21 protein-coding genes and 1 pseudogene are annotated in these 24,194 nt (G+C 41.3%); 18 read left to right on the plus strand and 4 right to left on the minus strand.

Annotation, left to right across the window (positions count from 1 at the left end; translation table 11 throughout):
* From KTHG_RS03390 to KTHG_RS03410, 5 genes and pseudogenes are all read left to right on the plus strand, one after another.
* Positions 1–291, plus strand: a pseudogene (locus KTHG_RS03390) (AMP-binding protein); the annotation flags it as partial.
* A gap of 63 nt (positions 292–354) precedes the next feature.
* Positions 355–1,875, plus strand: a complete 1,521-nt coding sequence (miaB, locus tag KTHG_RS03395) for a tRNA (N6-isopentenyl adenosine(37)-C2)-methylthiotransferase MiaB (protein ID WP_020189520.1) — start codon at positions 355–357, stop codon at positions 1,873–1,875.
* Positions 1,875–2,225: a YlbF/YmcA family competence regulator gene (locus tag KTHG_RS03400; protein WP_020189521.1), complete on the plus strand. Its 351-nt coding sequence runs from the start codon at positions 1,875–1,877 to the stop codon at positions 2,223–2,225. Before miaB ends, KTHG_RS03400 begins: the two co-directional genes overlap by 1 nt.
* A gap of 251 nt (positions 2,226–2,476) precedes the next feature.
* Positions 2,477–4,624 (plus strand): RNA ligase, encoded by a 2,148-nt coding sequence (locus KTHG_RS03405; protein WP_020189522.1) that lies wholly within the window; start codon positions 2,477–2,479, stop codon positions 4,622–4,624.
* Positions 4,625–4,867: 243 nt separating this feature from the next.
* On the plus strand, positions 4,868–5,647 hold the full coding sequence (locus tag KTHG_RS03410) for an alpha/beta fold hydrolase (protein WP_020189523.1): 780 nt from the start codon (positions 4,868–4,870) through the stop codon (positions 5,645–5,647).
* A 53-nt stretch (positions 5,648–5,700) separates the two neighbouring features.
* On the opposite strand, the gene KTHG_RS03415 is transcribed toward KTHG_RS03410, so the two are convergent.
* A complete protein-coding gene (locus KTHG_RS03415) occupies positions 5,701–6,093 on the minus strand; it encodes a DUF423 domain-containing protein (RefSeq protein ID WP_020189524.1) in 393 nt (130 codons plus the stop codon).
* Positions 6,094–6,187: 94 nt separating this feature from the next.
* Here KTHG_RS03415 and mutS point away from each other — a divergent pair, with 94 nt between their 5' ends.
* The 13 genes from mutS (at position 6,188) to KTHG_RS03480 (ending at position 20,988) form a co-directional block, all read left to right on the plus strand.
* Positions 6,188–8,836, plus strand: a complete 2,649-nt coding sequence (mutS, locus tag KTHG_RS03420) for a DNA mismatch repair protein MutS (protein WP_020189525.1) — start codon at positions 6,188–6,190, stop codon at positions 8,834–8,836.
* A gap of 21 nt (positions 8,837–8,857) precedes the next feature.
* Entirely contained in the window at positions 8,858–10,774 is a 1,917-nt protein-coding gene (gene mutL, locus KTHG_RS03425; protein WP_020189526.1) for a DNA mismatch repair endonuclease MutL, read from the plus strand.
* Between the two features lie 20 nt (positions 10,775–10,794).
* Entirely contained in the window at positions 10,795–12,447 is a 1,653-nt protein-coding gene (locus KTHG_RS03430; protein WP_020189527.1) for a glycerol-3-phosphate dehydrogenase/oxidase, read from the plus strand.
* A complete protein-coding gene (locus KTHG_RS03435) occupies positions 12,440–13,378 on the plus strand; it encodes an alpha/beta fold hydrolase (RefSeq protein ID WP_020189528.1) in 939 nt (312 codons plus the stop codon). The genes KTHG_RS03430 and KTHG_RS03435 overlap by 8 nt, the downstream gene beginning before the upstream one ends.
* Entirely contained in the window at positions 13,362–14,273 is a 912-nt protein-coding gene (gene miaA, locus KTHG_RS03440) for a tRNA (adenosine(37)-N6)-dimethylallyltransferase MiaA (RefSeq protein ID WP_020189529.1), read from the plus strand. Before KTHG_RS03435 ends, miaA begins: the two co-directional genes overlap by 17 nt.
* A 59-nt stretch (positions 14,274–14,332) precedes the next feature.
* Positions 14,333–14,554 (plus strand): RNA chaperone Hfq, encoded by a 222-nt coding sequence (hfq, locus tag KTHG_RS03445; protein WP_020189530.1) that lies wholly within the window; start codon positions 14,333–14,335, stop codon positions 14,552–14,554.
* Positions 14,555–14,631: 77 nt separating this feature from the next.
* Positions 14,632–14,937, plus strand: a complete 306-nt coding sequence (locus KTHG_RS03450; protein ID WP_020189531.1) for a rhodanese-like domain-containing protein — start codon at positions 14,632–14,634, stop codon at positions 14,935–14,937.
* A gap of 743 nt (positions 14,938–15,680) precedes the next feature.
* Complete coding sequence (locus tag KTHG_RS03455) at positions 15,681–17,003, plus strand: GntP family permease (RefSeq protein ID WP_020189533.1); 1,323 nt, start codon at positions 15,681–15,683, stop codon at positions 17,001–17,003.
* An 11-nt stretch (positions 17,004–17,014) separates the two neighbouring features.
* Positions 17,015–17,956, plus strand: coding sequence for a 3-hydroxyacyl-CoA dehydrogenase family protein (locus tag KTHG_RS03460; RefSeq protein WP_020189534.1), 942 nt, complete (start codon positions 17,015–17,017; stop codon positions 17,954–17,956).
* Between the two features lies 1 nt (position 17,957).
* Entirely contained in the window at positions 17,958–18,719 is a 762-nt protein-coding gene (locus tag KTHG_RS03465) for a 3-hydroxybutyrate dehydrogenase (RefSeq protein ID WP_020189535.1), read from the plus strand.
* A gap of 10 nt (positions 18,720–18,729) precedes the next feature.
* The gene (locus tag KTHG_RS03470) at positions 18,730–19,617 is read left to right on the plus strand and encodes a helix-turn-helix domain-containing protein (protein ID WP_020189536.1); all 888 of its coding nucleotides are present in this window, start codon (positions 18,730–18,732) and stop codon (positions 19,615–19,617) included.
* A 4-nt stretch (positions 19,618–19,621) separates the two neighbouring features.
* Positions 19,622–20,329: a CoA transferase subunit A gene (locus KTHG_RS03475; protein WP_020189537.1), complete on the plus strand. Its 708-nt coding sequence runs from the start codon at positions 19,622–19,624 to the stop codon at positions 20,327–20,329.
* Complete coding sequence (locus KTHG_RS03480; RefSeq protein ID WP_020189538.1) at positions 20,329–20,988, plus strand: 3-oxoacid CoA-transferase subunit B; 660 nt, start codon at positions 20,329–20,331, stop codon at positions 20,986–20,988. Before KTHG_RS03475 ends, KTHG_RS03480 begins: the two co-directional genes overlap by 1 nt.
* 226 nt (positions 20,989–21,214) lie before the next feature.
* Here KTHG_RS03480 and KTHG_RS03485 read toward each other — a convergent pair whose 3' ends face one another.
* The 3 genes from KTHG_RS03485 to KTHG_RS03495 form a co-directional block, all read right to left on the minus strand.
* Positions 21,215–22,081 carry an SDR family oxidoreductase gene (locus KTHG_RS03485; protein ID WP_020189539.1) on the minus strand — a complete coding sequence of 289 codons (867 nt, stop codon included), beginning with the start codon at positions 22,079–22,081 and terminating at the stop codon, positions 21,215–21,217.
* Between the two features lie 12 nt (positions 22,082–22,093).
* On the minus strand, positions 22,094–23,467 hold the full coding sequence (locus KTHG_RS03490) for a magnesium transporter CorA family protein (protein WP_020189540.1): 1,374 nt from the start codon (positions 23,465–23,467) through the stop codon (positions 22,094–22,096).
* Between the two features lie 117 nt (positions 23,468–23,584).
* The gene (locus KTHG_RS03495) at positions 23,585–24,190 is read right to left on the minus strand and encodes a trimeric intracellular cation channel family protein (protein ID WP_044527269.1); all 606 of its coding nucleotides are present in this window, start codon (positions 24,188–24,190) and stop codon (positions 23,585–23,587) included.
* Positions 24,191–24,194: the final 4 nt, after the last annotated feature.

The raw sequence follows: 24,194 nt of genomic DNA on the forward strand, positions 1-24,194 counted from the left end.
TTAATTGGGCGCATGAAAAGTTTTATTAAAATTAAAGGGCTACGCATTAATTTACATGATGTTGAAAAGGCGGTCGCGAAGAAATTTGGTGTAACGGTCGCCTGTGTAGGTAATGACCAACAACTTGTCGCGGTAATTGAACACGGCGATGCATCACGTGTGAAGCGCTTTTTATGCCAGCTCTATAACTTGCATTCCAACTATGTACAGGTCGAAAGCGTCGAAGAGCTACCGCATTTGCACACCGGTAAAGTTGATTATAAAAGTATGAAGCAGTTGTACTTGCCGTAAATCATTTCCAAACCTCGCTGAATTCCGTATAATAAGAGGGATGATTTTGAGGGGGATAAAATAATGAACGAAGAACAACGTAACATGAACGAGCAGGCGAAGCCGTTCAAACCACTACAACCGACAAAGGACTATAGTGCCTATTTTCAAGCACCTTCACTAAAAGATGCGAAAAAGCGTGGTAAAGAAGAGGTTGCGTATGAGCAATTTTCAATTAATGCGCAATTTAAAGGCATGGGCAATGGCCGTAAATTTATGATTCAAACTTTTGGCTGTCAAATGAATGTCCATGATACTGAAGTGATGGCAGGAATTTTTGAAAGTCTAGGATACGAAGCAACAGAGGATGTTAACGAGGCTAATGTGATTTTACTGAATACATGTGCGATTCGTGAAAATGCGGAAAATCGTGTGTTTGGTGAGCTGGGTCATTTAAAACCATTAAAAACGAAAAATCCTGATTTATTACTTGGCGTTTGTGGCTGTATGTCACAGGAGGAAGCGGTCGTTAATAAAATCTTAAAAACATATGATCAGGTCGATATTATTTTCGGTACTCATAATATTCATAAGCTACCAGAAATCTTAAATGAAGCGTATATGTCAAAAGAAATGGTCATCGATGTATGGTCAAAAGAGGGCGATGTCATCGAAAACATGCCAAAAGTGCGTAATGGTGGTACAAAGGCATGGGTAAACATTATGTACGGCTGTGATAAGTTCTGTACGTACTGCATCGTACCGTATACACGCGGGAAAGAGCGTAGTCGTTTACCGCAAGATATTATTCAGGAAGTACGCGAGTTAGCCGCACAAGGCTATCAAGAAATTACGTTGCTTGGTCAAAATGTCAATGCGTATGGTAAGGATTTAGAAGGCTTTGAGTATGGCTTAGGCCATTTAATGGATGAGCTTCGTACCATTGATGTACCACGTATTCGTTTTACGACAAGTCATCCACGTGATTTTGATGATTACTTGATTGATGTGTTAGCGAAAAAAGGTAATTTAGTCGAGCATATTCATTTACCTGTACAATCTGGCTCAACAAGTATGCTAAAAATCATGGCGCGTAAGTATACACGCGAGCGTTATTTAGAATTAGTTGCTAAAATTAAGAAGGCGATTCCGGATGTTGCGTTAACGACGGATATTATCGTTGGCTTCCCGAATGAAACAGAAGAGCAATTTGAAGAAACGTTATCACTCTATCGTGAGGTGGGCTTTGAAATGGCCTTCACCTATATTTATTCTCCGCGTGAGGGCACACCTGCTGCAAAAATGGCAGATAATGTACCGATGGACGTAAAAAAAGAGCGTTTACAGCGTTTAAATGCGGTCGTTGGAGAATATAGCGAAAAGGCGTTAAAACCTTATGTGGGCCAAGTTGTTGAAGTGTTAGTAGACGGCGAAAGTAAACGAAATAAAGATGTCTTAGCGGGCTATACGCGTCGCAATAAATTAGTCAACTTCCGCGCACCAAAAGAAGTGATTGGCAAGCGTGTACTTGTACGTGTGACAGACGCAAAAATGTATTCATTAAATGGTGAGTTCGTAGAGGTTGTGGAAAAGGTGGAGGTTTAATGCCTGAACGTTTTTCAAACGAGGACATTAAGCGCAAGGCACAGCAAATTGCTGCTCAAATCGAACAGAGCGAAGAAGTAGCATTTTTCAAACGTGCAGAAGCGCAGTTAAATAATAATAAAAAAGTGCAACAAAAAATTGCGGAAATTAAGCTGCTGCAGAAGCAAGCGGTCAATTTACAACATTACGGCAAATATGTTGCACAGCATGAGGTTGAAGCGAAAATTGATGCACTGCAGCAAGAGATTGATGATATGCCCATTGTAGACCAGTTTAAGGGCGTTCATAAAGATGTGAACGAATTACTACAGCTTGTCGCGAAGACGATGGCGGATCATCTAGAAAAATAGCAACAACGAGGCTTTGACATACGTGTAGAAATCACCTCTCATAGGAGCATCAGAAAAACCGGAATCGCGCGGTGGCGCGGTTCCGGTTTTTCGTTGCGAACGCTAAAAAAGGAACATGACGTGTTTTGTCCCAGTCTCTTTTTTATGGCGATTTTATTATTTTTGTATTTTTTTGATATTTTGGTGTATCATAGAAAGTTAATCAATACATAAGTGATTACGTTGGAACAGCAAATAAAGGAGGACGTAGCATGCAGCAATTAGTATTACTGCGCGGAGCAATGGGCGCAGGAAAAGACACATTTATTACCGAGCAAGGTCTAGAACCATATACATTATCATCAGATACGATTCGACTAATGTTTGAAGGGCCCTTAATGAATGACGCAGGAGAATTAACGATTAGTCAAAAAAATGACCACCGTGTGTGGAATTTATTATTCGATTTATTAGAAACGCGTATGAAGCGAGGCGAGTTTGTTGTCGTCAATGCGACGCATGCCAATAGTAAGACGCTAGCACGCTACAAAAAATTAGCACAGCATTATCGCTACCGTACATACGCTGTCGATTTTTCAGATGTGCCACTTGACGTAGTATTAAAGCAAAATAAAATGCGTGCGACGTATAAGCATGTGCCGGATGCTGCCGTTATGACTGTTTATGATCAAATCCAAACGACACCATTGCCGAACTGGATTACAACACTGAAGCCACATGAATTTCGTGAGGCCATTACCTATTCGCCAACTGACTATAATAAGTGGCAAAAAATTCATCATATTGGGGATATACACGGCTGTTATACGGCGCTTCAGCAGTATTTAAACAGCGAGCTACACAATGATGAGTTGTATATTTTTGTTGGGGATTATTTAGACCGTGGCCTTGAAAACGTGGAGGTGCTGCAGTTTTTATTAACAGTGTACGAGCAGCCGAATGTCGTCCTACTACGCGGTAACCATGAGAAGAGTTTAGAGGCATGGGCGAATGATGAGGAAATCCGTGGGGGCAATTTTGGACCGACGAAGGAGCAACTAGAAGCGGCAAATATATCGAAAAAAGACGTGCGCCAGCTTTGTCGTCGTCTGCGTCAGGTCGTATATTATACGTATGATAATCAGGAGGTGCTTGTTACCCATGCAGGCATACCGAAAATGCCAGAGGATTTACATTTGATGCCGACACGTCAATTTGTATACGGTGTTGGTTCTTATAGCTTAGATGTAGACCATTTATGGGAGCGGCATGAAACGACGTATCAGGTGCATGGTCATCGTAATTTATATCATTTACCAGTACAGGCAACGCCGCATACATTTAATTTAGAAGGCCAGGTAGAGAAGGGACAGTATCTTCGTGCAATGACGTTATCTAAAGACGGTTTTGAGACATTTGAAATAAAAAATGATGTGTATGAGCTGTCGCAAGACAATACGGTGACCACGATTCAAGAGGATGTACCAGAGGATGAATTTATTGCGTATTTACGTGCACATGAGCTTGTGCAAGAAAAACCGATGGACGGTCATATTTCTTCATTTAACTTTACGAGACAGGCATTTACAGAGCGTGCTTGGGATGCGCTTAATGTCAAAGCACGTGGGCTATTTATTAATACAGAGAACGAAAAAATTGTCGCACGTTCCTACAATAAATTTTTCAATATTGGCGAGCGAGAAGACACGAAAATGGATGCACTAGCTGAAAATTTAACATTCCCGGTTGTCGCTTACTCAAAAGAGAATGGCTTCCTAGGCACTGTTGGCTATGACGAGATGAGTGATGAGCTCATTTATACGTCGAAATCACGAATCGATGGTATGCATTCCGAATGGGTGAAGGAATTATTTGAAAAACAAGTCCAGCCGCAACAACGCGAAGCGGTAAAACGCTTTTTGCGTGATGAAAATGTAGCGCTCGTATTTGAAGTCATTAAAATTCAAGAAGATCCACATATTATTGACTACGATACAGACCGCCTCATTTTATTAGACATCGTGCGTCGCAGTGTTGCCTATGAAAAGCTACCCTATGATGAGGTTGTACGCTTTGCGGAAACCTTTGCGCTACCAGTGAAGCAGGTGATGGCTGAATTTGCGGATTGGTTAAGCTTCTATGAATGGTATTTACGTGTGACAAATGATCTAACACTTGAAATGGAAGGTTATGTTTTAGAAGATACGGCGGGCTTTATGACAAAATTAAAGTTGCCGTTTTACACAGTGTGGAAAGAGCTACGTACGGTGAAGGAAGTTATTGAGCGCAAGCAAGAGGTGAAACGAAACCGATTAACGACACCACTTCATGTCGCCGTTTATACGTGGATGAAAGCACAGGAGCAAGACGTATTAAAAGAAATGTCGATTTTAGATGTGCGTAAACGATACAAAAAATAACCAATTTTATAAGGTAATTTCAAAATTATGTATTTTCCATGAAAATTTCAACATATGAAAGTAGATGTTTTTTAAGAAAATTAGAAGAAATCCTGCTCGAACTCCCTATTAGACGATGAATTTTGTTATATTATAGTATGGTTGCGTTATGCAATTTAGAATACAAATTTACCCGAGTTAGTTTTCATCAAAATTAAAGTAGGGAATACACAAGCATATAGGAAGTTTGAAGGGAGCTATGCTATGTTACACTATACACGACAAGGAACAGGCGCACCGCTTGTTCTAATCCATGGATTTTTAGGAAGCACAGCCATTTTTGACCGCGTGATTGGACCACTTTCACAAAGTTTTGATGTGATTGCTGTGGATCTACCGGGACATGGTGAAAGCGTAATGGAAAAAGAAGCGTATACAGTATACGATTATGCACAAGAAATCGTAAACGTGTTAAAAGAAGAAGGTATCGAGGAAGCAACTTGGGTGGGCCACTCACTAGGTGGGTATATCACACTTGCAGCACTTGAAAAACAATTAATACCAATTACAAAAGCGGTATTAGCTTATTCTTCACCAGCTGCTGACAGCGAGCTTACAAAATCAAAACGTAATGACCAACAAGCCATCATCACTAAACAAGGTGTTGAGCACTATGTTGATTACACAATTACGAAATTCTTCAAAAAAGATGCAAAACCTACTGATGTCGAGTTTGCTAAAAAAATCGCAAATGGTGCTACAAAAGAAGGTTTAGTTGCAGCGCTTGAAGCAATGAAACAACGTCCAAACCAACAACAATTACTAGATACAACGGAAACACCAATCCTTGTAATCGAAGGTAAAGAGGACACAATCGTAGAGCCTGTTGAAACAGATAACTTATACGTAGAAATGATGTTAACAAACACAGGTCACTTAGGTATGCTAGAAGAACCTAGAGGCTTTGTAAACTTAATTGCAGATTTTGAAGAACAATATGCGGACACAGATGTAGAAGCAGAATCAGACGTAGAAGCTGAATAATCTTTTACTGCAATAAAAAAGAGGCAAGGGATACGTCCCTCGCCTCTTTTTTATTATGCTACGCCAATCGCGACGCAAAGCCAAGCGGCAATCAAGCATAGACCGCCAAGTGGTGTAATCGCACCGAGTTTTTTTATTCCTGTGAGTGCGAGTACGTATAAGCTACCTGAGAATAAAATAATCCCGATGACCATTAGCCAGCTTGCTGCTGAAAAAATCGACTGCGTACCAAGTAATGTATCGAATTGTAGAATGCCGATAAGAATAAGACCAAGTGCATGATACATTTGATATTTAACAGCCGTCTCCCACGTTTCCCCGTAATTTGTTCCTTCAAATCGAGTCTTTAACGCGTGTGCACCAAATGCACCAATAACAACTGCTAACATGGCAATAATTGAACCTGTTACAAGCATTTTCTTCACTCCCTCTTCAAATTCCATCATAACACGTATTCCTTTTTTCACCTGCTAATTTTGATATAATAAAAGAACAATGAAAGTAGAAGCGAGGTTTTAACTGATTATGGGATATACACCTATGATGCAACAATACATTAATATAAAAAAAGATTATAAAGACGCGTTTGTTTTTTTCCGTTTAGGCGATTTCTATGAGTTGTTTTTTGACGATGCGACAAAAGCATCGCAGTTGCTTGAAATTACATTAACGGGGAAAGATGCTGGGGCACCAGAGCGCATTCCAATGTGTGGAGTCCCACATCACTCGGCGCAGGGCTATATTGAGGCGCTTGTGCAAAAAGGCTATAAAGTAGCCATTTGTGAGCAAACAGAAGACCCACGCCAAGCGAAAGGTGTCGTGCGACGCGAAGTGGTACAAGTCGTGACACCAGGGACGTTAATGGAAGGCAAGGGCATGGATGGTAAAACGAATTTATTCATTGCGGCGGCTGAAAAAATTGGCGCACGTTATAGCTTTTGCTATTTAGATATTTCTACAGGTGAAGCAACAGCAACCTATGTTGACGGTGCAAATGATGACCTGATGCAGCAGCTACAGTCACTTGGCATTCGTGAACTCGTGGTGTCCGATGCTTTTTTCGATGAGTTAAAGGAACTCGCAGATGTTTATTCGATTGTGCTATCAATTGAAGAGGATGCAATGAGTGCAGAAAACGGGGCAATGTATACGACTGCATCACCTGATGATCTTCATGCGACGATTTACAAGCTATTACGTTATATCGAGCGTACACAAATGCGCTCGCTCGCACATATTCAACCGTTTAATTATCAAGAAGTCGAGCAATACTTAAATATTGATACGCATTCAAAACGTAATCTAGAGTTAATCCACTCATTACGTGGTGGTGACCAAAAGGGTACGCTGTTATGGCTACTAGATGAAACGGTCACAGCAATGGGTGGTCGTAAATTAAAACAATGGCTCCATCAACCACTAGCCAATCAGCAGGCGATTGAAAAACGTCTTGGCGTTGTGACAGCATTACTTGAAGAATATTTTTTACGCATGGAATTACAAGAGTTATTTACAAATGTTTATGATTTAGAGCGTCTTGTAGGGCGTGTAGCTTTTGGTAGTGTAGGTGGTCGTGATTTAGCTCAGCTACGTGATTCACTACGTCAGCTACCGGCGATTCAAAAGCAATTACTAGAATCAGGACGTGATAATTTAGTAGCTCTTGGCCAGGCACTGGATTTATGTGAGGATATTGAGCGTTATCTTGCAACAGCGATTACAGACAATCCACCGATTTCAATTAAAGAAGGCGATGTTATTCGCGAAGGCTATAATACACGTCTTGATGAGCTACGTGATGCCTCACGTAATGGTAAGGACTGGATTGCGCAATTAGAGAAAAAAGAACGTGAGCGTACGGGCATTAAAAACTTAAAAATTGGCTATAACCGCGTATTTGGCTACTATATTGAAATTACGAAATCAAATATTCATTTAGCGGATTTATCTCGTTATGAGCGCAAGCAAACGTTAACGAATTCAGAGCGTTATATTTCAGAGGAATTAAAAGAAAAAGAAGCGCTTATTTTAAATGCAGAGGAAGAAAGTGCTGTTTTAGAATATAAATTATTTACAGAAATCCGTGAGACGATGAAGCAATACATTGGTCGTCTGCAAAAAATTGCAGCACAAATTAGTGAGCTAGATGTGTATGCAGCGTTTGCGACGGTATCGGAAAAATATCGTTTTGTGAAGCCGGTATTCCATGCAGACCGCGCACTAAAAATCATCAACGGGCGTCACCCGGTTGTTGAAAAAATGTTGAATAAATCAACGTATGTACCAAATGACTGTGTGCTCAATGAAGCGGAAAATATGATGCTAATTACAGGTCCGAATATGTCGGGTAAATCAACGTATATGCGTCAAGTAGCACTTATTACGGTCATGGCACAAATGGGCTGCTATGTACCAGCGGATGAGGCAGTGTTACCGATTACCGACCAGATTTTCACGCGCATTGGTGCAGCTGATGACTTAGCAGGTGGTCAATCGACATTTATGGTGGAAATGCTTGAATCCCAACATGCCATCATGAATGCTACGTCTCGTAGTTTATTATTATTTGATGAAATTGGTCGTGGGACATCCACGTATGACGGCATGAGCTTAGCACAGGCCATGATGGAATATATTCATGACCATATTGGCGCAAATACATTATTCTCAACGCACTATCACGAATTAACGTCGCTAGAAGAGCAGCTGTCGCATTTACGTAATGTACATGTTTCTGCAACAGAGCAGGATGGTCGTGTTGTATTCTTGCATAAAGTAAAAGAAGGGCCAGCTGATAAGTCATATGGGATTCATGTGGCACAGCTTGCCGATTTACCAACGGAAATTATCGAACGTGCGCATGTGTTACTTGAACAATTCGAGTCGCAAAATGAGGGTGAGGTAAAAATCGTTGAAAAACGCATTGAAGTACCCGTTGAGCGTATTGTCGAAAAACGTGTCGAAGTACCGGTTGAACGCATTGTTGAGGTACCAGTTGAGCGTATCGCTGAAGTAGCGACGGCAACGGCTGTAGCAGAATCTTCTGCACAACTGTCTTTATTTGAGGAACAAACACAAGAGGAGCAAGATGTACTGATGGAATTACGAGGCATAAACATCTCTGGAACGACACCGATGGATGCCTTGCAAATGGTTTACCGTTTACAGCAACAATTGCTAAAAAAATAACGTAAAGGAAGTGCATTCGATATGGGCAAGATTCATATTATGGATGAATTTCTATCGAATAAAATTGCGGCAGGGGAAGTTGTCGAACGCCCAGCCTCTGTTGTGAAAGAATTAGTAGAAAATGCAATTGATGCAGGCAGTACATCGATTGAAGTGTTACTTGAGGAAGCGGGCTTGATGTCGATTCAAGTTATTGATAACGGGAGTGGCATGGATGAGGAGGATGCTTTAGTATCCTTCCAGCGTCATGCGACGAGTAAAATCACTAATGAACATGACCTTTTCCGTATTCGTACACTCGGGTTCCGTGGTGAAGCGCTGGCGTCAATTGCATCGGTATCAAAAGTAACGCTCGCTACATCTAATGGCGATAGTGGCATTGAAGTTGTATTAGAGGGTGGTCATGTCGTGAATAAGCGACCAGGACCACTGCGTAAAGGGACCGATATTACGGTGGCGCAGTTATTTTACAATACACCTGCGCGCTTAAAATATATGAAGACGATCCAAACAGAGCTTGGGCATACGATTGATTTAATGAACCGCCTGGCGCTGTGCTACCCGCAAATTGCTTTTAAGCTCGTACATCACGACCACGAACTATTAAAAACAAATGGTCGTGGCGATTTACGCCAAGTACTAGCAGCGATTTATGGTTTGGCGAATGCAAAAAAAATGGTCCATTTTGAAGGGGAGACCGCCGATTATAAAGTGACCGGCTATGCGACAATTCCAGAAATTACGCGCGCCTCTAAAAACTATGTATCGATTTTTGTGAATGGACGCTGGGTGCGTCATTATACAGTGCAAAAGGCGATTATTGACGCGTATCATACGTATTTACCGATTGGTCGTTTTCCAATCGCGGTGCTGCATATTGAGGGCGATCCTTTTTTAACAGATGTTAACGTCCATCCATCGAAGCAGCAAATACGTCTGAGTAAGGAAGGCGATTTAATGAAACTTATTGAAACGTCTCTTCACAACGCAGTTCGTGCATCGATGCAAGCACCTGAAATTATGAAGAAACCGAAAAAGCAAGCGGCCCAAACAGAGCAAATTAATTTTTGGAAAGGCTTGGATTATCAAAAAACGGCTGTTGAGCAATTTGGCGATAAGCCACGTCCAAAAGAATTACCGCACAAGAACGTAGCAGAAACGATATTAGAAGCGCCGCAAAATCCGCGTTATGAATTAAATGAACCTGCTGAGAAAGGTTTTAGCGAACCTGAAACATGGGAACAGATAAGAGAACGTGAAAATCACAATATGCCTGCCGAACAAGTGGAGCAGCTAGAGGAAAATACCGACTGGCCTGAACAGGAATTTTCGGAAGCATCACCGATTAAAGAGCCGTTCCCGATGGTAGAAATTGTCGGGCAAATTCATGGCACATATATTATTGCGCAAAGTGAAGATGGCTTTTACTTAATTGACCAACATGCCGCACAAGAACGTATTAAATATGAGTTTTTCAAGGATATGGTTGGTGAAGTGAACGCGGGTGAACGCCAGGCGCTATTATTACCGCTGACGTTCCATTACTCAGCTGATGAATCATTAAAATTAGTTGAGCATATGGATGAATTGACCGAAGTAGGTGTATTTTTAGAAGAGTTTGGGCAGCATTCATTTATCGTCAGAGAGCATCCTGTATGGTTCCCAAAAGGAATGGAGCAGGAAATTATTGAAGAGCTTATCGAACAAGTGCTGACTGTGCGAAAAACCGATATTAAAAAACTTCGCGAAGCAGCAGCGATTATGATGAGCTGTAAAAAGTCGATTAAAGCGAATCACTACTTAGATAAACAGCAAATGGAACGTTTATTAGTCGATTTGAAAAAATGTGTGAATCCATTTACATGTCCACATGGTCGTCCGGTAGTCGTGCATTTTAGAACGTATGAAATTGAAAAAATGTTTAAACGTGTTATGTAAATTTGAAGGGAGAGAATTTCATGTTTTCAGCTAAAAAGCGTCAAGAAACGATTGAAACACTCGAAAAATATTCATTTGACTTACTCGTTATTGGTGGTGGAATTACAGGTGCAGGAATTGCATTAGATGCCGTATCACGCGGCTTTTCAGTAGCGCTTGTGGAAATGCAGGATTTTGCGGCAGGGACATCAAGCCGCTCAACAAAGCTTGTCCACGGCGGACTACGTTATTTAAAACAATTACAAATTGATGTTGTCGCAGAAACAGGGCGTGAACGCGCGATTGTGTATGAAAATGGGCCACATATTACGACACCACTTGGTATGCTGCTACCTTTTTATAAAGGGGGCACATTTGGTCCGTTGTCTACATCGATTGGGTTAAAAGTGTATGATACATTAGCGCAAGTGAAAAAAGAAGAACGCCGCGTCATGTTGTCACCGGATGAAACATTAACGAAAGAGCCTCTTTTGAAAACAGATGGTCTACAAGGCGGCGGTCTGTACGTGGAATACCGTACGGATGATGCACGCTTGACGATTGAAGTAATGAAAAAAGCGGTAGAGCTTGGAGCGATTTGCTTAAACTATGCAAAAATGGAAGAGTTCACATATAAAAATGGGCGTGTAGCTGGTGCGAGAGTGAAAGATGAAGTGTCAGGACGTACAATTGATATTGAAGCATTGTCGGTTATTAATGCAACGGGTCCATGGACGGATAAAGTTCGTGAAAAAGACGTCGTATCAAATAATAAAAAGCTTCGTATGACAAAAGGAGTTCATATTGTCATTGATCAATCCGTATTCCCACTCCATCAATCGGTATATTTTGATACACCAGATGGCCGTATGGTATTTGCGATTCCACGTGAGGGCAAGGCATATATTGGGACAACGGATACATTTTATGATGAGGATCCGAAAAAGCCTATAGCTGAGCAAGAGGACATTACGTATATTTTAGATACGATTCATTATATGTTCCCAGATGTTCATGTGACACAAAAAGACGTGGAATCTTGCTGGGCAGGGGTACGTCCATTAATTTATGAAGATGGTAAGGACCCTTCTGAAATTTCACGTAAAGATGAAATTTGGGAGGCGCCAACGGGTCTACTAACGATTGCGGGTGGTAAACTGACAGGTTATCGTCATATGGCAAAGGACATTGTTGACCGTTTAGCGAAGCGTAAGCAGTTTAAGCATTATGCAGCGTGTCAAACGCAGCATTTACCATTAGCAGGTGCAGAGGGCTTAACGCCAGAAACGTTTGAATCATTTGTTGCAAAACGAACAGCAGATGGTGAGGGATTAGGTCTTGAAACGAAGCAGGCGCGCCATTTAGTCGAAAAATACGGTGCGAATGTCAGCAAATTATTTAAAATTATCGCTGCAATGCCGGAGGATACGTTTGGATTGCCAGCAGATATTTATGCAGAGGTCGTGTATGCAGTGGAGCATGAATTTGCGTATCGCCCGTCTGATGTACTTGTACGTCGTACAGGTCGTATGTTCTTCAATATTGATAGCGTGCACAACTACAAAGACGGTGTCCAACAATTGATGGCCGATTTACTACATTATAGTGAAGCGGAAAAAGAGCGTTATCGTTTAGAAGTAGAAGAGTTACTACATGATGCCGCACATTTTGCAAAGGATGGCACGTATGCGTAAAGAAGAATTTATTTTGACAACACCGGATGGCTATCAATTAGCAACCGCTGTATATATGCCAGATGGTGAGCAAAAGGGCTATCTGCATATTCTGCATGGGATGTCAGAGTATCATGGACGTTATGATGATTTTGCGCGTTATATCGCTTCAAATGGCTATGTCGTGGGCTTGCATTCACACCGAGGACATGGGAAAAATGCAGAACTCAATCATACACCGCTCGGTTATTATGGCCCAACAGATGGCTTTAATAAAGTAGTCGAAGACGTGCATTTCGTCATGATGACGTTGCGTACACGCTACGATTTGCCAAAGCCGATATTATTAGGGCATAGTATGGGCTCGATTGTAACACGTCGTTTTATTGAACTGTATAGTGATACGATTCAAAAGGTAATCATTATGGGGACGCTTGTGCATTCACCAATTCATCAAGTAGCTGCGCAACTGGCGAAACGTTTAGCGAAGCGAGACGGAGAAGCGACCGAGGCTAAGCTAATTGACCGATTAGGCGGCTCAAGTAATAATCGTAAAATAAAAAATGCCGAAACACCCAAGGACTGGTTGTCAACGGATCGGGCGCAAGTCGCGGCCTATTTAAAAGATCCGTATTGCAACTATACGTCAACAAATCAGTTTTATGCGGATTTTATGGAAGGCTTTGAAGTGGCATCTCGTCCAACAGAAGTCGCGAAAATTCGTAAGGACTTGCCTATGCTCCTCATTAGCGGGAGTGATGATCCGATTGGTGGTTATGGCAAAGGCGTTTGGAAAGTGGCGCGTCAATATTATGATGCGGGCATTTCAAAGCTAAGCGTGCATCTTTTTGATGGTATGCGACATGAAATTTTAAACGAAACAAATAATCAACTAATCTATCAAACGATTTTGAAATGGCTGGAGAAAAAGATTTATGAACAACAACTATGATGTGATTGCGATTGTCGGACCAACGGCAGTCGGCAAAACTGCACTAAGCATCGAGCTTGCTAAAAAGCTCGATGGAGAAATTATTAATGGCGATTCGATGCAAGTATACCGCGATTTAAATATCGGTACCGCAAAGATTACGCCAGAGGAAATGGACGGCGTGCCGCATCATTTACTCGATATTTTAGAGCCGACAGATAGTTTTTCTGTTGCAGATTATCAACAGGCTGTACGTGAAAAAATTACAGAAATTCAAGCGCGCGGTAAAATGCCAATTATCGTTGGTGGTACAGGCTTATATGTGCAAGCAGTGCTATATGATTTTCGTTTTACGGAAGAAAAGATCGATGAAGGCGTACGTGAGGCGTATTACACAGCGCTTGAACAAGTAGGACCTGAGGCAATGCATGCGCGCCTTGCTGCAGTAGATCCTGAGACAGCGAAAACGATTCATCCGAATAATACACGTCGTGTCATTCGTGCGCTAGAAATGGCTGAGCATAGCGATGTCAAAAAATCGAATGACGCACAGCATCAAGGGGAAAAGGCATTATATCATCATTTAATTATCGGCCTTAATATGGACCGTGAAAAATTGTATGAGCGTATTAACTTACGTGTAGATATGATGCTAGAGCAAGGGCTTGTCGATGAGGTGCGTGGCTTATATGACCGCGATATTCGCGATGTACAGGCAATTCGCGCGATTGGTTATAAGGAACTGTATGACTATTTTGATGGCCGCGAAACATTTGAGCAGGCGATTGAAAACTTAAAACAAAACTCTCGTCGTTATGCTAAACGACAATTGACCTACTTCCGCAATAAAATGGATATTACGTGGTATGATTCTTTTTCTGCAAAAGAAGCGGTTTTTAAGGATATTTTCCAATAAATAGGGGTATACCTATTGTGTAGAATAGATTAATTGGAAGATGAGGGGGATGTCAGTTCATGAAGCCAGCGAATTTACAAGACACATATTTAAATCAGCTGCGTAAAAATGGGGTATTCGTTACCGTATTTTTATTAAATGGATTCCAACTGAAAGGTACAATTCGTTCATACGATAACTTTACTGTACTTTTAGAAGCAGAGGGAAAACAAAATTTAATTTATAAGCATGCGATTTCAACATTCGCACCAGCGAAGTCTGTTGAGTTAACGGAAGAATAAAATTAAGCCGATTACCTTGCGGGGTATCGGCTTTTTTTGTATAGTTAAGACGAATCAATTAAAGGGGGATATTAACAATGGCATTAAAAAACATTACAGCCAATGAAGTATTAGACAAATTCGATGCAAATGAAGCATTAAATGTAATCGATGTACGTGAAGATGATGAAGTAGCAAATGGTGTAATCCCAGGTGCAATTCACATTCCACTAGGTCAAATTGCAGATCGTCAAGGCGAATTAAATAAAGAAACACCATACATTATCGTATGTCATGCAGGTGGTCGTAGCTTTACAGCAGCGTCTTACTTAGATAGCGAAGGCTTTGATGTGACAAACATGGAAGGCGGCATGAGCGCTTGGGAAGGCGAATTAGAATTCTAATTTTCCTTTAGGTCATGTAGAAGGAATGGTTAATCGCGTTGATCCACGAAAATGAGACAAAGAAAAGGCCAATATTCTTCAATGGAATTTGACGGACGCTTTCCTGGGGGCCCCTTAGGAGTCGCCGTCAAATTCTTGTTTAACCATCTTTTTTCGGTATACAACTGGAGAAAGGTGGTTTAACTTTGCCAAAATTCACGTATGATTATCGTAGTTGATGTATTGTTAACGGTTTGAACGACAACCTTATTTGTCGTTCTCAAAACACTTCAAGATAAAATGGCGTTATCAGCAAGCGTGCCTTTGAGGGACATGCTCCTGATAACGCCATTTTTTTCCGCTTGTTCATACTTGTGCGATGTCACTTCATCTGATTGCTTTTCAGAGGGGCCTTTCACTCTTGTAACTATAAATGATACATCTCTAAGTGTCTTTTTACTTTGATATTGTCTTAGATATTTAGGGCTCACAATCGTATTATCCCTTTTTTATGTTTTAAAATGGTAAAAAAGGAAATAGTAGTGTAGATAAAAACTACATATTTGTATGATAAAATATACAAATTTGATGTTTATTTTTAAAAAAAGATGTTTTTTCGAGAATATATTGTGTTTTTATAGTTGATACACTACAATCGCTGTATACAAATAAAGACAGAGAGCAACGCTTTATTTAACAGGATTGTTGCTTCACTGAATGTAAATTTTTTGAAAAATAGTTTGTTAAAGGGAGCGGGTGTATCGATGATTGGCATGATTGGTATGGTAGGCGGGCTGTTACTTCTTATTTATTTAACAGTGCGCGGTGTGAATTTATTAATTTCTGCGCCATTAACGGCATTATTTGTGGCGTTATTAAATGGTATTCCTCTCTTTCCACAGTTAGTAAAAGAGGGAGATCCAAACTTTGTTAGTAATTATATGAGTGGGTTTACCGGATTTGTAGGTTCATGGTACTTAATGTTCTTAGCAGGGGCTATTTTCGGTAAGGTGATGGAAGATAGTGGTGCTGCAGATGCAGTAGCGAAATGGGTTGTTGAGAAGCTAGGCGTTAAAAAAGCCATTTTAGCTATTGTCGCAGCTTGTGCGATTTTAACGTATGGCGGCGTCAGCTTATTCGTCGTTGCTTTCTCAGTGTATCCGATGGCGGTTAGTTTATTCCGTCAAGCCAATTATCCACGTCGATTCATCCCGGGGGTTATTGCGCTAGGGTCGGTTACATTTACGATGACGTCAGCGGGTTCACCGGAAATTCAAAACTGGATTCCGATTGAATATTTAGGCACATCACCATATGCAGGCTGGGAGGTCAGCATTATTGTTGCAATCTTTATGGCAGTTGGTGGTTACATTTGGATTAAGCATTTAGTTTTGAAAGCGGTTGCGAAGGGTGAAGGCTTTGTTGGACGAGCTAGTGACCCCGTTAATGATGCCTCACGCGCGCTACCGAATCCATTAATGAGCATGATTCCACTTGCGATTGTATTGATTTTATCGTTTGTGTTCCATGATAAATTAGGCACATCGGCATTAATTATTGCATTAACGAGTGGCATTGTTGCGACGTATTTAATTAATCGTAAGTATTTCCAAAATATTAGTAACGCATTATCAGAAGGAACAATGGGGGCCATTATTGCGATTGCGAATACGGCCGCAGTAGTTGGATTTGGCGGCGTTGTAAAGGTGACGGATTCATTCCAGTCAGCAGTTGATCTAATGACAAATATTCCAGGTAGTCCATTAATTGGTGGTGCCATTGCGGTCGCAGTGATTGCTGGTCTAACAGGCTCCTCTTCAGGTGGTCAAACGATAGCGCTACCACTGCTTGCACCACATTATTTAGATATGGGTGTCAATGCGGATGCACTTCACCGAACGATTGCGATTTCATCTGGTTCACTTGATACATTACCGCAAGGCGGCTACGTCGTAACGACGATTCGCTCGATTGCGAATGAAGAGTATAAAGATGCGTATCCAGCAATGGCTGCGGTGACCGTCATTGTACCGATTATCGGTCTTATTTTAGCGATTATTTTATTCTCACTTGGACTTGGTATTTAGGAGGAATTTACATGACAGAACACGTAACAGTCATTGGGACAGGCACAATGGGGCATTCGATTGCGCTAGCGATAGCTTGGGCGAAACAGCCAGTCGTATTATACGGTATTTCAGCAGAGGAGCTAACGCGTGCACAGCAGGGTATTGCAGAGAAGGCTGAGCGCATGGTCGAGGAGGGCTTACTTCAAGCAACATCAGACATTACACCATTAATTTCGTATCACGATGATTTAGAGCAGGCACTGGCGGATACAACCTTTATCGTTGAAGCCATTCCAGAAAAATTAACGATGAAGCATGAGCTCTATCAAAAAATCGAGTCGCTTGTGTCGTCAGATGTCATTATTGCGAGCAATACGTCTGGTCTAAAGCCAAGTGATTTAGCGCTTGGTAGTCAGCATCCGGAACGCTTTATCGTGACGCACTTTTGGAATCCAGCACATTTAATTCCCCTTGTGGAAATTGTGCCAGGAGCAGAAACAGTCGAGGCGACAGTCTTACGTACGAAGGAATGGATTGAAGGAATTGATAAAAAAGCGATTGTTGTACGTCAAGAGGTGCCAGGTTTTATTGGCAACCGCCTACAGTTCGCCTTATTCCGCGAAGCGCAGGCATTGTATGATGCAGGTGTTGCGACAAAAGAGGATATTGATGCGGCTGTTACGTATAGTATCGGTCGCCGCTTACCGATTACCGGGCCTTTAATGAGTGCAGATTTTGGTGGCTTAGATATTTTCAAAGATATTTCAGATTATTTATTTGATGATTTATCGACGCTTAAAGCAGCAGGTGCTGGGTTAAATGAGCTCGTTTCATACGGGCATGTCGGTGTGCGTAGTGGTCGAGGGTACTATGAATGGAACGAAGCGGAAATGAATGATGTGGCAACGAAGCGTGAAAAATTGTTAATGCGCTTTTTACTAGAGGATCGAAATGACAAGGGAGATGCATAAGATGACAGAACGCGTTGTAATTATTACAGGTGGCGCTCAGGGGATTGGCTATGAGCTAGCACAAAAGTTTTACACAGCGGGAGATAAAGTTGTGTTAGTGGATTTACACGAAGAAGTAGCTGCGGCAGCAAAAAAATTAGGTGAGCACGCAATTGGTATTGTGTGTGATGTCACGAATGAAGAAAAAATTAAAGATATGGTCGCGCAAGTAATGTCTGAGTTTGGGCGCATTGATGTGCTCATTAATAATGCTGGTTTACAACATGTAGCGATGATTGAAGAATTTCCGACAGAGAAGTTTCAATTGCTAATTGATGTCATGCTTGTGGCACCATTTGTTATGACAAAGCATGTTTTACCACATATGAAAAAACAGCAGTCTGGTCGCATTTTGAATATGTCGTCGATTAATGGCGTGATTGGCTTTGCGGGTAAGGCGGCATACAATTCGGCGAAGCATGGTGTCATTGGCTTCACGAAGGTGGCGGCACTTGAAACGGCAGCACATGGCATTACAGTCAATGCAATTTGTCCAGGCTATGCGGATACAGAGCTTGTGCGTAATCAATTTGATGATCTAGCAAAAACGCGTGGCATTAGCCGTGAAGCGGTGCTAGAGGATATATTATATCCACTTATTCCACAAAAACGATTAATTGATTTAAGTGAGATTGCGGATACGGCGTTCTTCTTAGCATCCGATAGTGCGAAAGGAATGACGGGGCAAGCAATTATTATTGATGGTGGCTATACGGCACAGTAGGAGGAGGTTTATGGACATACAATGGGCGAGTTATATGCAGCCGCTGTCGTATCAGCTTGCTCATACGACAACGCTACGCCAGGCGGCACGTTATTTTTCAAGTCAAAAAGTTCACGTTGTCGTCATTGTAGAACGAGGTCGCGTCGTCGGAATTTTAGAAAGTGAGCAAATACTAGCGCATATCGATGAACTAGAGCGCTTAGTGTCAGATATTATGCAGCCGGTTCAGACGATAGGGATTGAGAAAGTATCATTGGAGCAAGCCTTTCCAGTCGTTGTTGAAAATCATCAGCATCAGCAAATTGGTCTTTTAACAAAGGACGTCATGCACGTCTTAATGAAGGACTTTATGGAGCGCTATGGGTTAGAGAAGCGTGCCTTTGCGATGACGCTGCAGCATGCTTATGAGGGCATCGTCGTCGTAGACAGCAACGGGGTAATCGTCGAATTTAATGATGCCTATAGCCGTTTTACCGGTGTGCCGCATGCCAATGCCATTGGGCGTCATGTGACGGAAATTATTGAAAATACGCAAATGCATGTCGTTGTGAAAACGGGCATCGCAGAGCGTAACCAGCAGCAACTCATCAATGGTCAGGAGATGCGAGTCCACCGACTACCGCTTATTCAAAAAGGCGTCACAATCGGCGCTATTGGCTTTTTAATGTTTGAGGAAATTACGAAAATTTATAATGTTTATGATCAAATGCATCAAAATAATTTACTACAGCAATCTTCTCATATGAAGGACACGCTACATACGCATGAGCGTGATTTAATTATTCAAGTACTAAAAGAGCATGGTGGCAATAAGGTGAAAGCCGCAGAAGCCTTAGGCATTCATCGCACAACATTGTATCAAAAGCTAAAAAAACTACACATTGAACAGGGGGAGTAAGAGCATGGATAAAGTAAAACAATCTTTTGAAGAAATCGTCAAGCAAATTCCAGATGGTGCATCAATTGCTGTTGGTGGGTTTGGATTAAGTGGGATTCCTGAAAAATTAATTTTAGCGCTTGTGAAACAGGGTACGAAAGATTTAACGATTTATAGTAATAACTGTGGTGTCGATGATTGGGGACTTGGCTTGCTATTAAAAGAAAAGCAGATCAAAAAAATCGTCGCATCGTATGTCGGTGAAAATAAAACGTTTGAACAGCAGTTTTTAAATGGTGAAATCGAGGTAGAGCTCACACCACAAGGAACATTAGCGGAGCGTCTACGTGCAGGTGGATCAGGAATTCCAGCGTTTTATACAGCGGCAGGAGCGGGGACACCAATTGCAGAAGGTAAGGAAGTGCGTAATTTTGATGGCACGGATTATTTATTAGAGCAGGGCATTATCGCGGACTTCGCGTTTGTCAAAGGCTATCAAGCAGACCGCTATGGCAATATCGTCTATCGTCATACGGCACAAAACTTTAATCCGTTATGTGCGATGGCTGGAAAAGTAACGATTGCAGAAGTTGAGGAAATTGTTGAACTCGGCACATTAGCACCAGATGCTATCCATACACCAGCTGTTTTTGTGCAGCATGTGCTTAAAGGGACAGACTATGAAAAACGCATCGAAAAACGTACGGTACGTTCAAAAGGAGGCGAAGCGTAATGGCAGCTCGTGAAGTCATTGTACAGCGCGCAGTAAAAGAGGTTCAGGATGGGATGAATATTAACTTAGGAATCGGCATGCCAACGCTTGTGGCGGATGCACTCCCTGAAGGTGTCGACGTATTATTACAGTCTGAAAACGGTATGCTTGGTATTGGACCGTACCCAGTAGAAGGCACAGAGGATGCGGATTTAATCAATGCTGGTAAAGAAACGATTACCGCGGCAAAAGGGGCGTCGTATTTTGATAGTGCGACGTCATTCTCAATGATTCGCGGTGGTCATATCGATTTAGCGATTCTTGGCGGTATGGAAGTGTCAGAGCGAGGAGACCTAGCAAACTGGATGATTCCTGGCAAGATGGTCAAAGGCATGGGCGGTGCAATGGATTTAGTCGTTGGTGCAAAGCGTGTCATCGTTATTATGGAGCATGTGAATAAGCATGGGGAATCGAAAGTGAAAAAGACATGTACCTTGCCACTAACAGGGCAGCAGGTCATTAGCCGTTTAATTACCGATTTAGCGGTATTTGATTTTACACCGGAGGGTATGGTGTTAATTGAATTATTAGATGGTCATACATTAGAGGAAGTAACGGAAAAAACAGAGGCAAGCTTTCAAAATGGTTTAAATAAAGGCGAAGCCAAAAGTCGCTTTTAACTAAAAAGAGGTGGATGTTGCACCTAAATAAAAACCTAAGACCTACTTAAAAACACTTTCAAGGCGAAAGCCATTGGAAGTGTTTTTTAAATAGGGAAAAAATGAACTTGTTTAACAAATTAAAAAAAGCGTTATCAGGAGCAGGCCCGCTGATAACGCCCTCATTGAATGGAGATTGACGATTTTATTTAAGAACAACAACGGACGGCTGTGTTCATATTTAAAGCTATGAATGCATAATCGCGCCACCATTTACGTGAATGCATTGCCCCGTCATATAACTTCCTTCAGAAGATGCAAGTAAAACATAGGCTCCTACAAGTTCTTCGGGTTGTCCAGGACGACCGAGCGGCGCATCTTGACCAAATTCTTTTACTTGCTGTTCATCGAAAGTTGCTGGAATAAGTGGTGTCCAAATAGGGCCAGGTGCGACCATGTTCACGCGAATGCCTTTTGGTGCGAGACTTTGTGCTAAGCTACGAGTAAAGCCGACAATCGCGCCTTTCGTAGCGGTATAATCAATTAAAATCGCGTGGCCTTTATAGGCATTGATAGACGTTGTTGAAATAATCGTGTCCCCTTCTTGTAGATGAGGAACAGCAGCTTTAGTTAAATAAAACATTGGATCTACATTTGTCTCAAATGTACGTTTCCATTGATCATTCGTAATATCTGTAAATTCTTCTACAGGAAATTGAATCCCTGCGTTATTGACAACAATATTTAATTGACCAAAATGAGCAATGGTTTTCTCCACGAGTTGTTCGCACTGCTGTGGTTCGGTTAAATCAGCAGGAAGTAATAAGACGTCACGCCCTTGTTCTTTTGCAAAAGCGGCTACCTTTTCTGCCTCTTGCTGTTCTTCTGGTAAATAATTTAGCGCAATATCGGCGCCTTCACATGCGAATGCCATTGCAACAGCGCGGCCAATACCGGAATCACCACCCGTAATAATGGCGACTTTATCTTTTAGTTTCTGCGCACCTTGATAATCAAAAGGCTGTACTGGTTCAGGGTGCATTTGTTGTTCCATTCCTGGTTGACGTGATTGTGTTTGTGCAGGTGCTTGCTTCATATAATCTTTGTTTGTCATATAAATACTCCTTTAATCATTATTTTTTTGACGTTGTTTCTTTTGATATGTTTGATACATAAGTTGGCTAACGGTATATAGACTGAAAAATACTGCTACTACGACGCTAATGAGTGTCACAATTAAAACAAATACTTCTGTAAACGTAAGTGCGGCGAGTTTAGAAAATGTTACGCCATCTTTTAATTCATCAATGACTAAATTCATGCCAAATGCTCCGGATATTACGGTGGACATTGTTAAGAAAAAGAGCAAATTATTTTGCTTGATATCAGACAAATGTTCTTGTGTCGAGTAAAGATGTTGCAAGGAATGAAAGGCTTCATCGTAAATCCGTTGTAAATCAAGCGCTTGTCGTAATAATAAAGTTACATTTTTTTCTTCACTTAAAGCAGATATATCACGGAAATCATATTGCGCTTCAAAAAGGGTCATCTTTTTCATAAGTGAACGAATAAAAGCGGCATCTTTTTTCCAGTCGATTTTCGCATAAGCATTTGAAAAAGATAATAAGACAATCTTTTGGAAATAATGAATCACTACTTGATAAAATAATGGGCCATTAAAATACCGCCGTAAAGACGCATATGGTGTCGATTTAGGAGAGAGTGAAGTCCAAAAAACACCACTTTCTTCCGCCTGTATATAGCGAATTGTCGGGCTGTGGCGAATAAGTTCTCCCTCTTCAATATAGCGATTGATATAGCTAGGAGAAACGTAAGGAGCAAGTTGTTCATTTAGTGAAAAGGCACCTGGACCGCCGTTTAGTTGAAAGAGTGTGTCATTCGTCGCTTCTGCAGAGGCCGCAATAAAATGATTCGCTAGTAAGACGCCATCTTGAAAACGTTCGAAACGTTGAAAGACACCATTTTTTGCGAGATACGGAAGATGTGCAAAAAGTTCTTTCTTTAAAAATTGTTCAAATGAGGTATAGCGTTTTTCTTCTATGGTAAAAGAACGCTTAATTTTAAATTCTTTAAACTGTCTAAATGCTTTTGCTAAATCTTCTTTTGAAGCCTCGTCATATGAGACATGAATAACGAGAAAAGCAACCGCGAATGGACATATGATTACATCGATACTTGGAATAGAAAAAGACAGCTGCAAATCATTTAATGTACCATGCAGGTGACTATTTTTTGAAAAACGTTGAAAACCATTTTCAGGAGTGCAAGAAAAAATCTTTTCACTTACATAGGGCATAAAATAATGCTTAAGTGTCTCAAAATTATCTTCTATTTCATCACCATAGCGTACAAGGGAAGCAGTCTCTTTTTCATATAGTAAAAAATGCTGTTCGATGAGTTGATTTTGAATTGCTGTCGCATCGACATTATGAAGTGAGATGGGCAAAAAATAATGCGAATAGGCATTCGAAATTTCCATACATCACATCCCTCCTTATTTAGTAGCATTGCCAAAAGCATACTGTTTAAACAGTTAATCCTTTTTTGGGAAATAAAAAAACAGCCATCTCGAAGCGAGATAGCTGTTTTTACTTTATTAAGGATTGCGTAATTTTTTAAAGGGTAGACGCCAGCGACGTATATAAGAAATAATACGTAAAGCCGTCATGACGACAAATAATACATAAAGGCCAATATCATCGGTGACAAGCTTTAAGCCGATAATAAGACCAATTAAAATCGCCCAGGCGGCGTATACTTCATCCCGTAAAACAGTGGGCTTGCGGCTCGCTAATAGGTCGCGCACAATCCCGCCACCAGCACCCGTTAACACAGCGGCAACGATGGCAGCACTAAGTGGTAAATTTAATTTTACAGCAAATAAAGCGCCTTGGATGGCAAAAGCTGCTAAGCCAATGGCGTCAAAAAAGTTTCCCCAGAGTGGCCAATGACGTAATAGGCGCTGCGGGAATAAAAACATGATCGTAATCGATACAAGGGCGATTTGAAAAAACATTTCCTGCTCCCAAAGTGCGGATACAGGGACACCGATAAGGAGATTACGAATGGCACCGCCACCAAAAGCGGTAACGACGCCAAGGAGGTAAACGCCAAAAATATCGTACTCTTCCTCCATTGCAACAATTGCGCCTGAAATGGCAAAGGCAATTGTGCCAAAAATACTTAAAACTTCCCAAGCCAGCGTG

This window comes from Kurthia sp. Dielmo (genome assembly GCF_000307285.2).
Lineage (GTDB): Bacteria > Bacillota > Bacilli > Bacillales_A > Planococcaceae > Kurthia > Kurthia populi.

Excerpts from the sequence above, each read along its gene's own strand:
- KTHG_RS03405 (WP_020189522.1), top strand. The coding sequence starts at position 2,477 with ATGCAGCAATTAGTATTACTGCGCGGAGCAATGGGCGCAGGAAAAGAC.
- KTHG_RS03435 (WP_020189528.1), top strand. The coding sequence starts at position 12,440 with ATGCGTAAAGAAGAATTTATTTTGACAACACCGGATGGCTATCAATTA.
- mutL (WP_020189526.1), top strand. The coding sequence starts at position 8,858 with ATGGGCAAGATTCATATTATGGATGAATTTCTATCGAATAAAATTGCG.
- KTHG_RS03460 (WP_020189534.1), top strand. The coding sequence starts at position 17,015 with ATGACAGAACACGTAACAGTCATTGGGACAGGCACAATGGGGCATTCG.
- KTHG_RS03485 (WP_020189539.1), bottom strand. The coding sequence starts at position 22,081 with ATGACAAACAAAGATTATATGAAGCAAGCACCTGCACAAACACAATCA.
- KTHG_RS03450 (WP_020189531.1), top strand. The coding sequence starts at position 14,632 with ATGGCATTAAAAAACATTACAGCCAATGAAGTATTAGACAAATTCGAT.
- hfq (WP_020189530.1), top strand. The coding sequence starts at position 14,333 with ATGAAGCCAGCGAATTTACAAGACACATATTTAAATCAGCTGCGTAAA.
- mutS (WP_020189525.1), top strand. The coding sequence starts at position 6,188 with ATGATGCAACAATACATTAATATAAAAAAAGATTATAAAGACGCGTTT.
- KTHG_RS03475 (WP_020189537.1), top strand. The coding sequence starts at position 19,622 with ATGGATAAAGTAAAACAATCTTTTGAAGAAATCGTCAAGCAAATTCCA.
- KTHG_RS03410 (WP_020189523.1), top strand. The coding sequence starts at position 4,868 with ATGTTACACTATACACGACAAGGAACAGGCGCACCGCTTGTTCTAATC.
- miaA (WP_020189529.1), top strand. The coding sequence starts at position 13,362 with ATGAACAACAACTATGATGTGATTGCGATTGTCGGACCAACGGCAGTC.
- KTHG_RS03455 (WP_020189533.1), top strand. The coding sequence starts at position 15,681 with ATGATTGGCATGATTGGTATGGTAGGCGGGCTGTTACTTCTTATTTAT.
- KTHG_RS03430 (WP_020189527.1), top strand. The coding sequence starts at position 10,795 with ATGTTTTCAGCTAAAAAGCGTCAAGAAACGATTGAAACACTCGAAAAA.
- KTHG_RS03490 (WP_020189540.1), bottom strand. The coding sequence starts at position 23,467 with ATGGAAATTTCGAATGCCTATTCGCATTATTTTTTGCCCATCTCACTT.
- KTHG_RS03400 (WP_020189521.1), top strand. The coding sequence starts at position 1,875 with ATGCCTGAACGTTTTTCAAACGAGGACATTAAGCGCAAGGCACAGCAA.
- KTHG_RS03480 (WP_020189538.1), top strand. The coding sequence starts at position 20,329 with ATGGCAGCTCGTGAAGTCATTGTACAGCGCGCAGTAAAAGAGGTTCAG.
- KTHG_RS03465 (WP_020189535.1), top strand. The coding sequence starts at position 17,958 with ATGACAGAACGCGTTGTAATTATTACAGGTGGCGCTCAGGGGATTGGC.
- KTHG_RS03415 (WP_020189524.1), bottom strand. The coding sequence starts at position 6,093 with ATGATGGAATTTGAAGAGGGAGTGAAGAAAATGCTTGTAACAGGTTCA.
- KTHG_RS03470 (WP_020189536.1), top strand. The coding sequence starts at position 18,730 with ATGGACATACAATGGGCGAGTTATATGCAGCCGCTGTCGTATCAGCTT.
- miaB (WP_020189520.1), top strand. The coding sequence starts at position 355 with ATGAACGAAGAACAACGTAACATGAACGAGCAGGCGAAGCCGTTCAAA.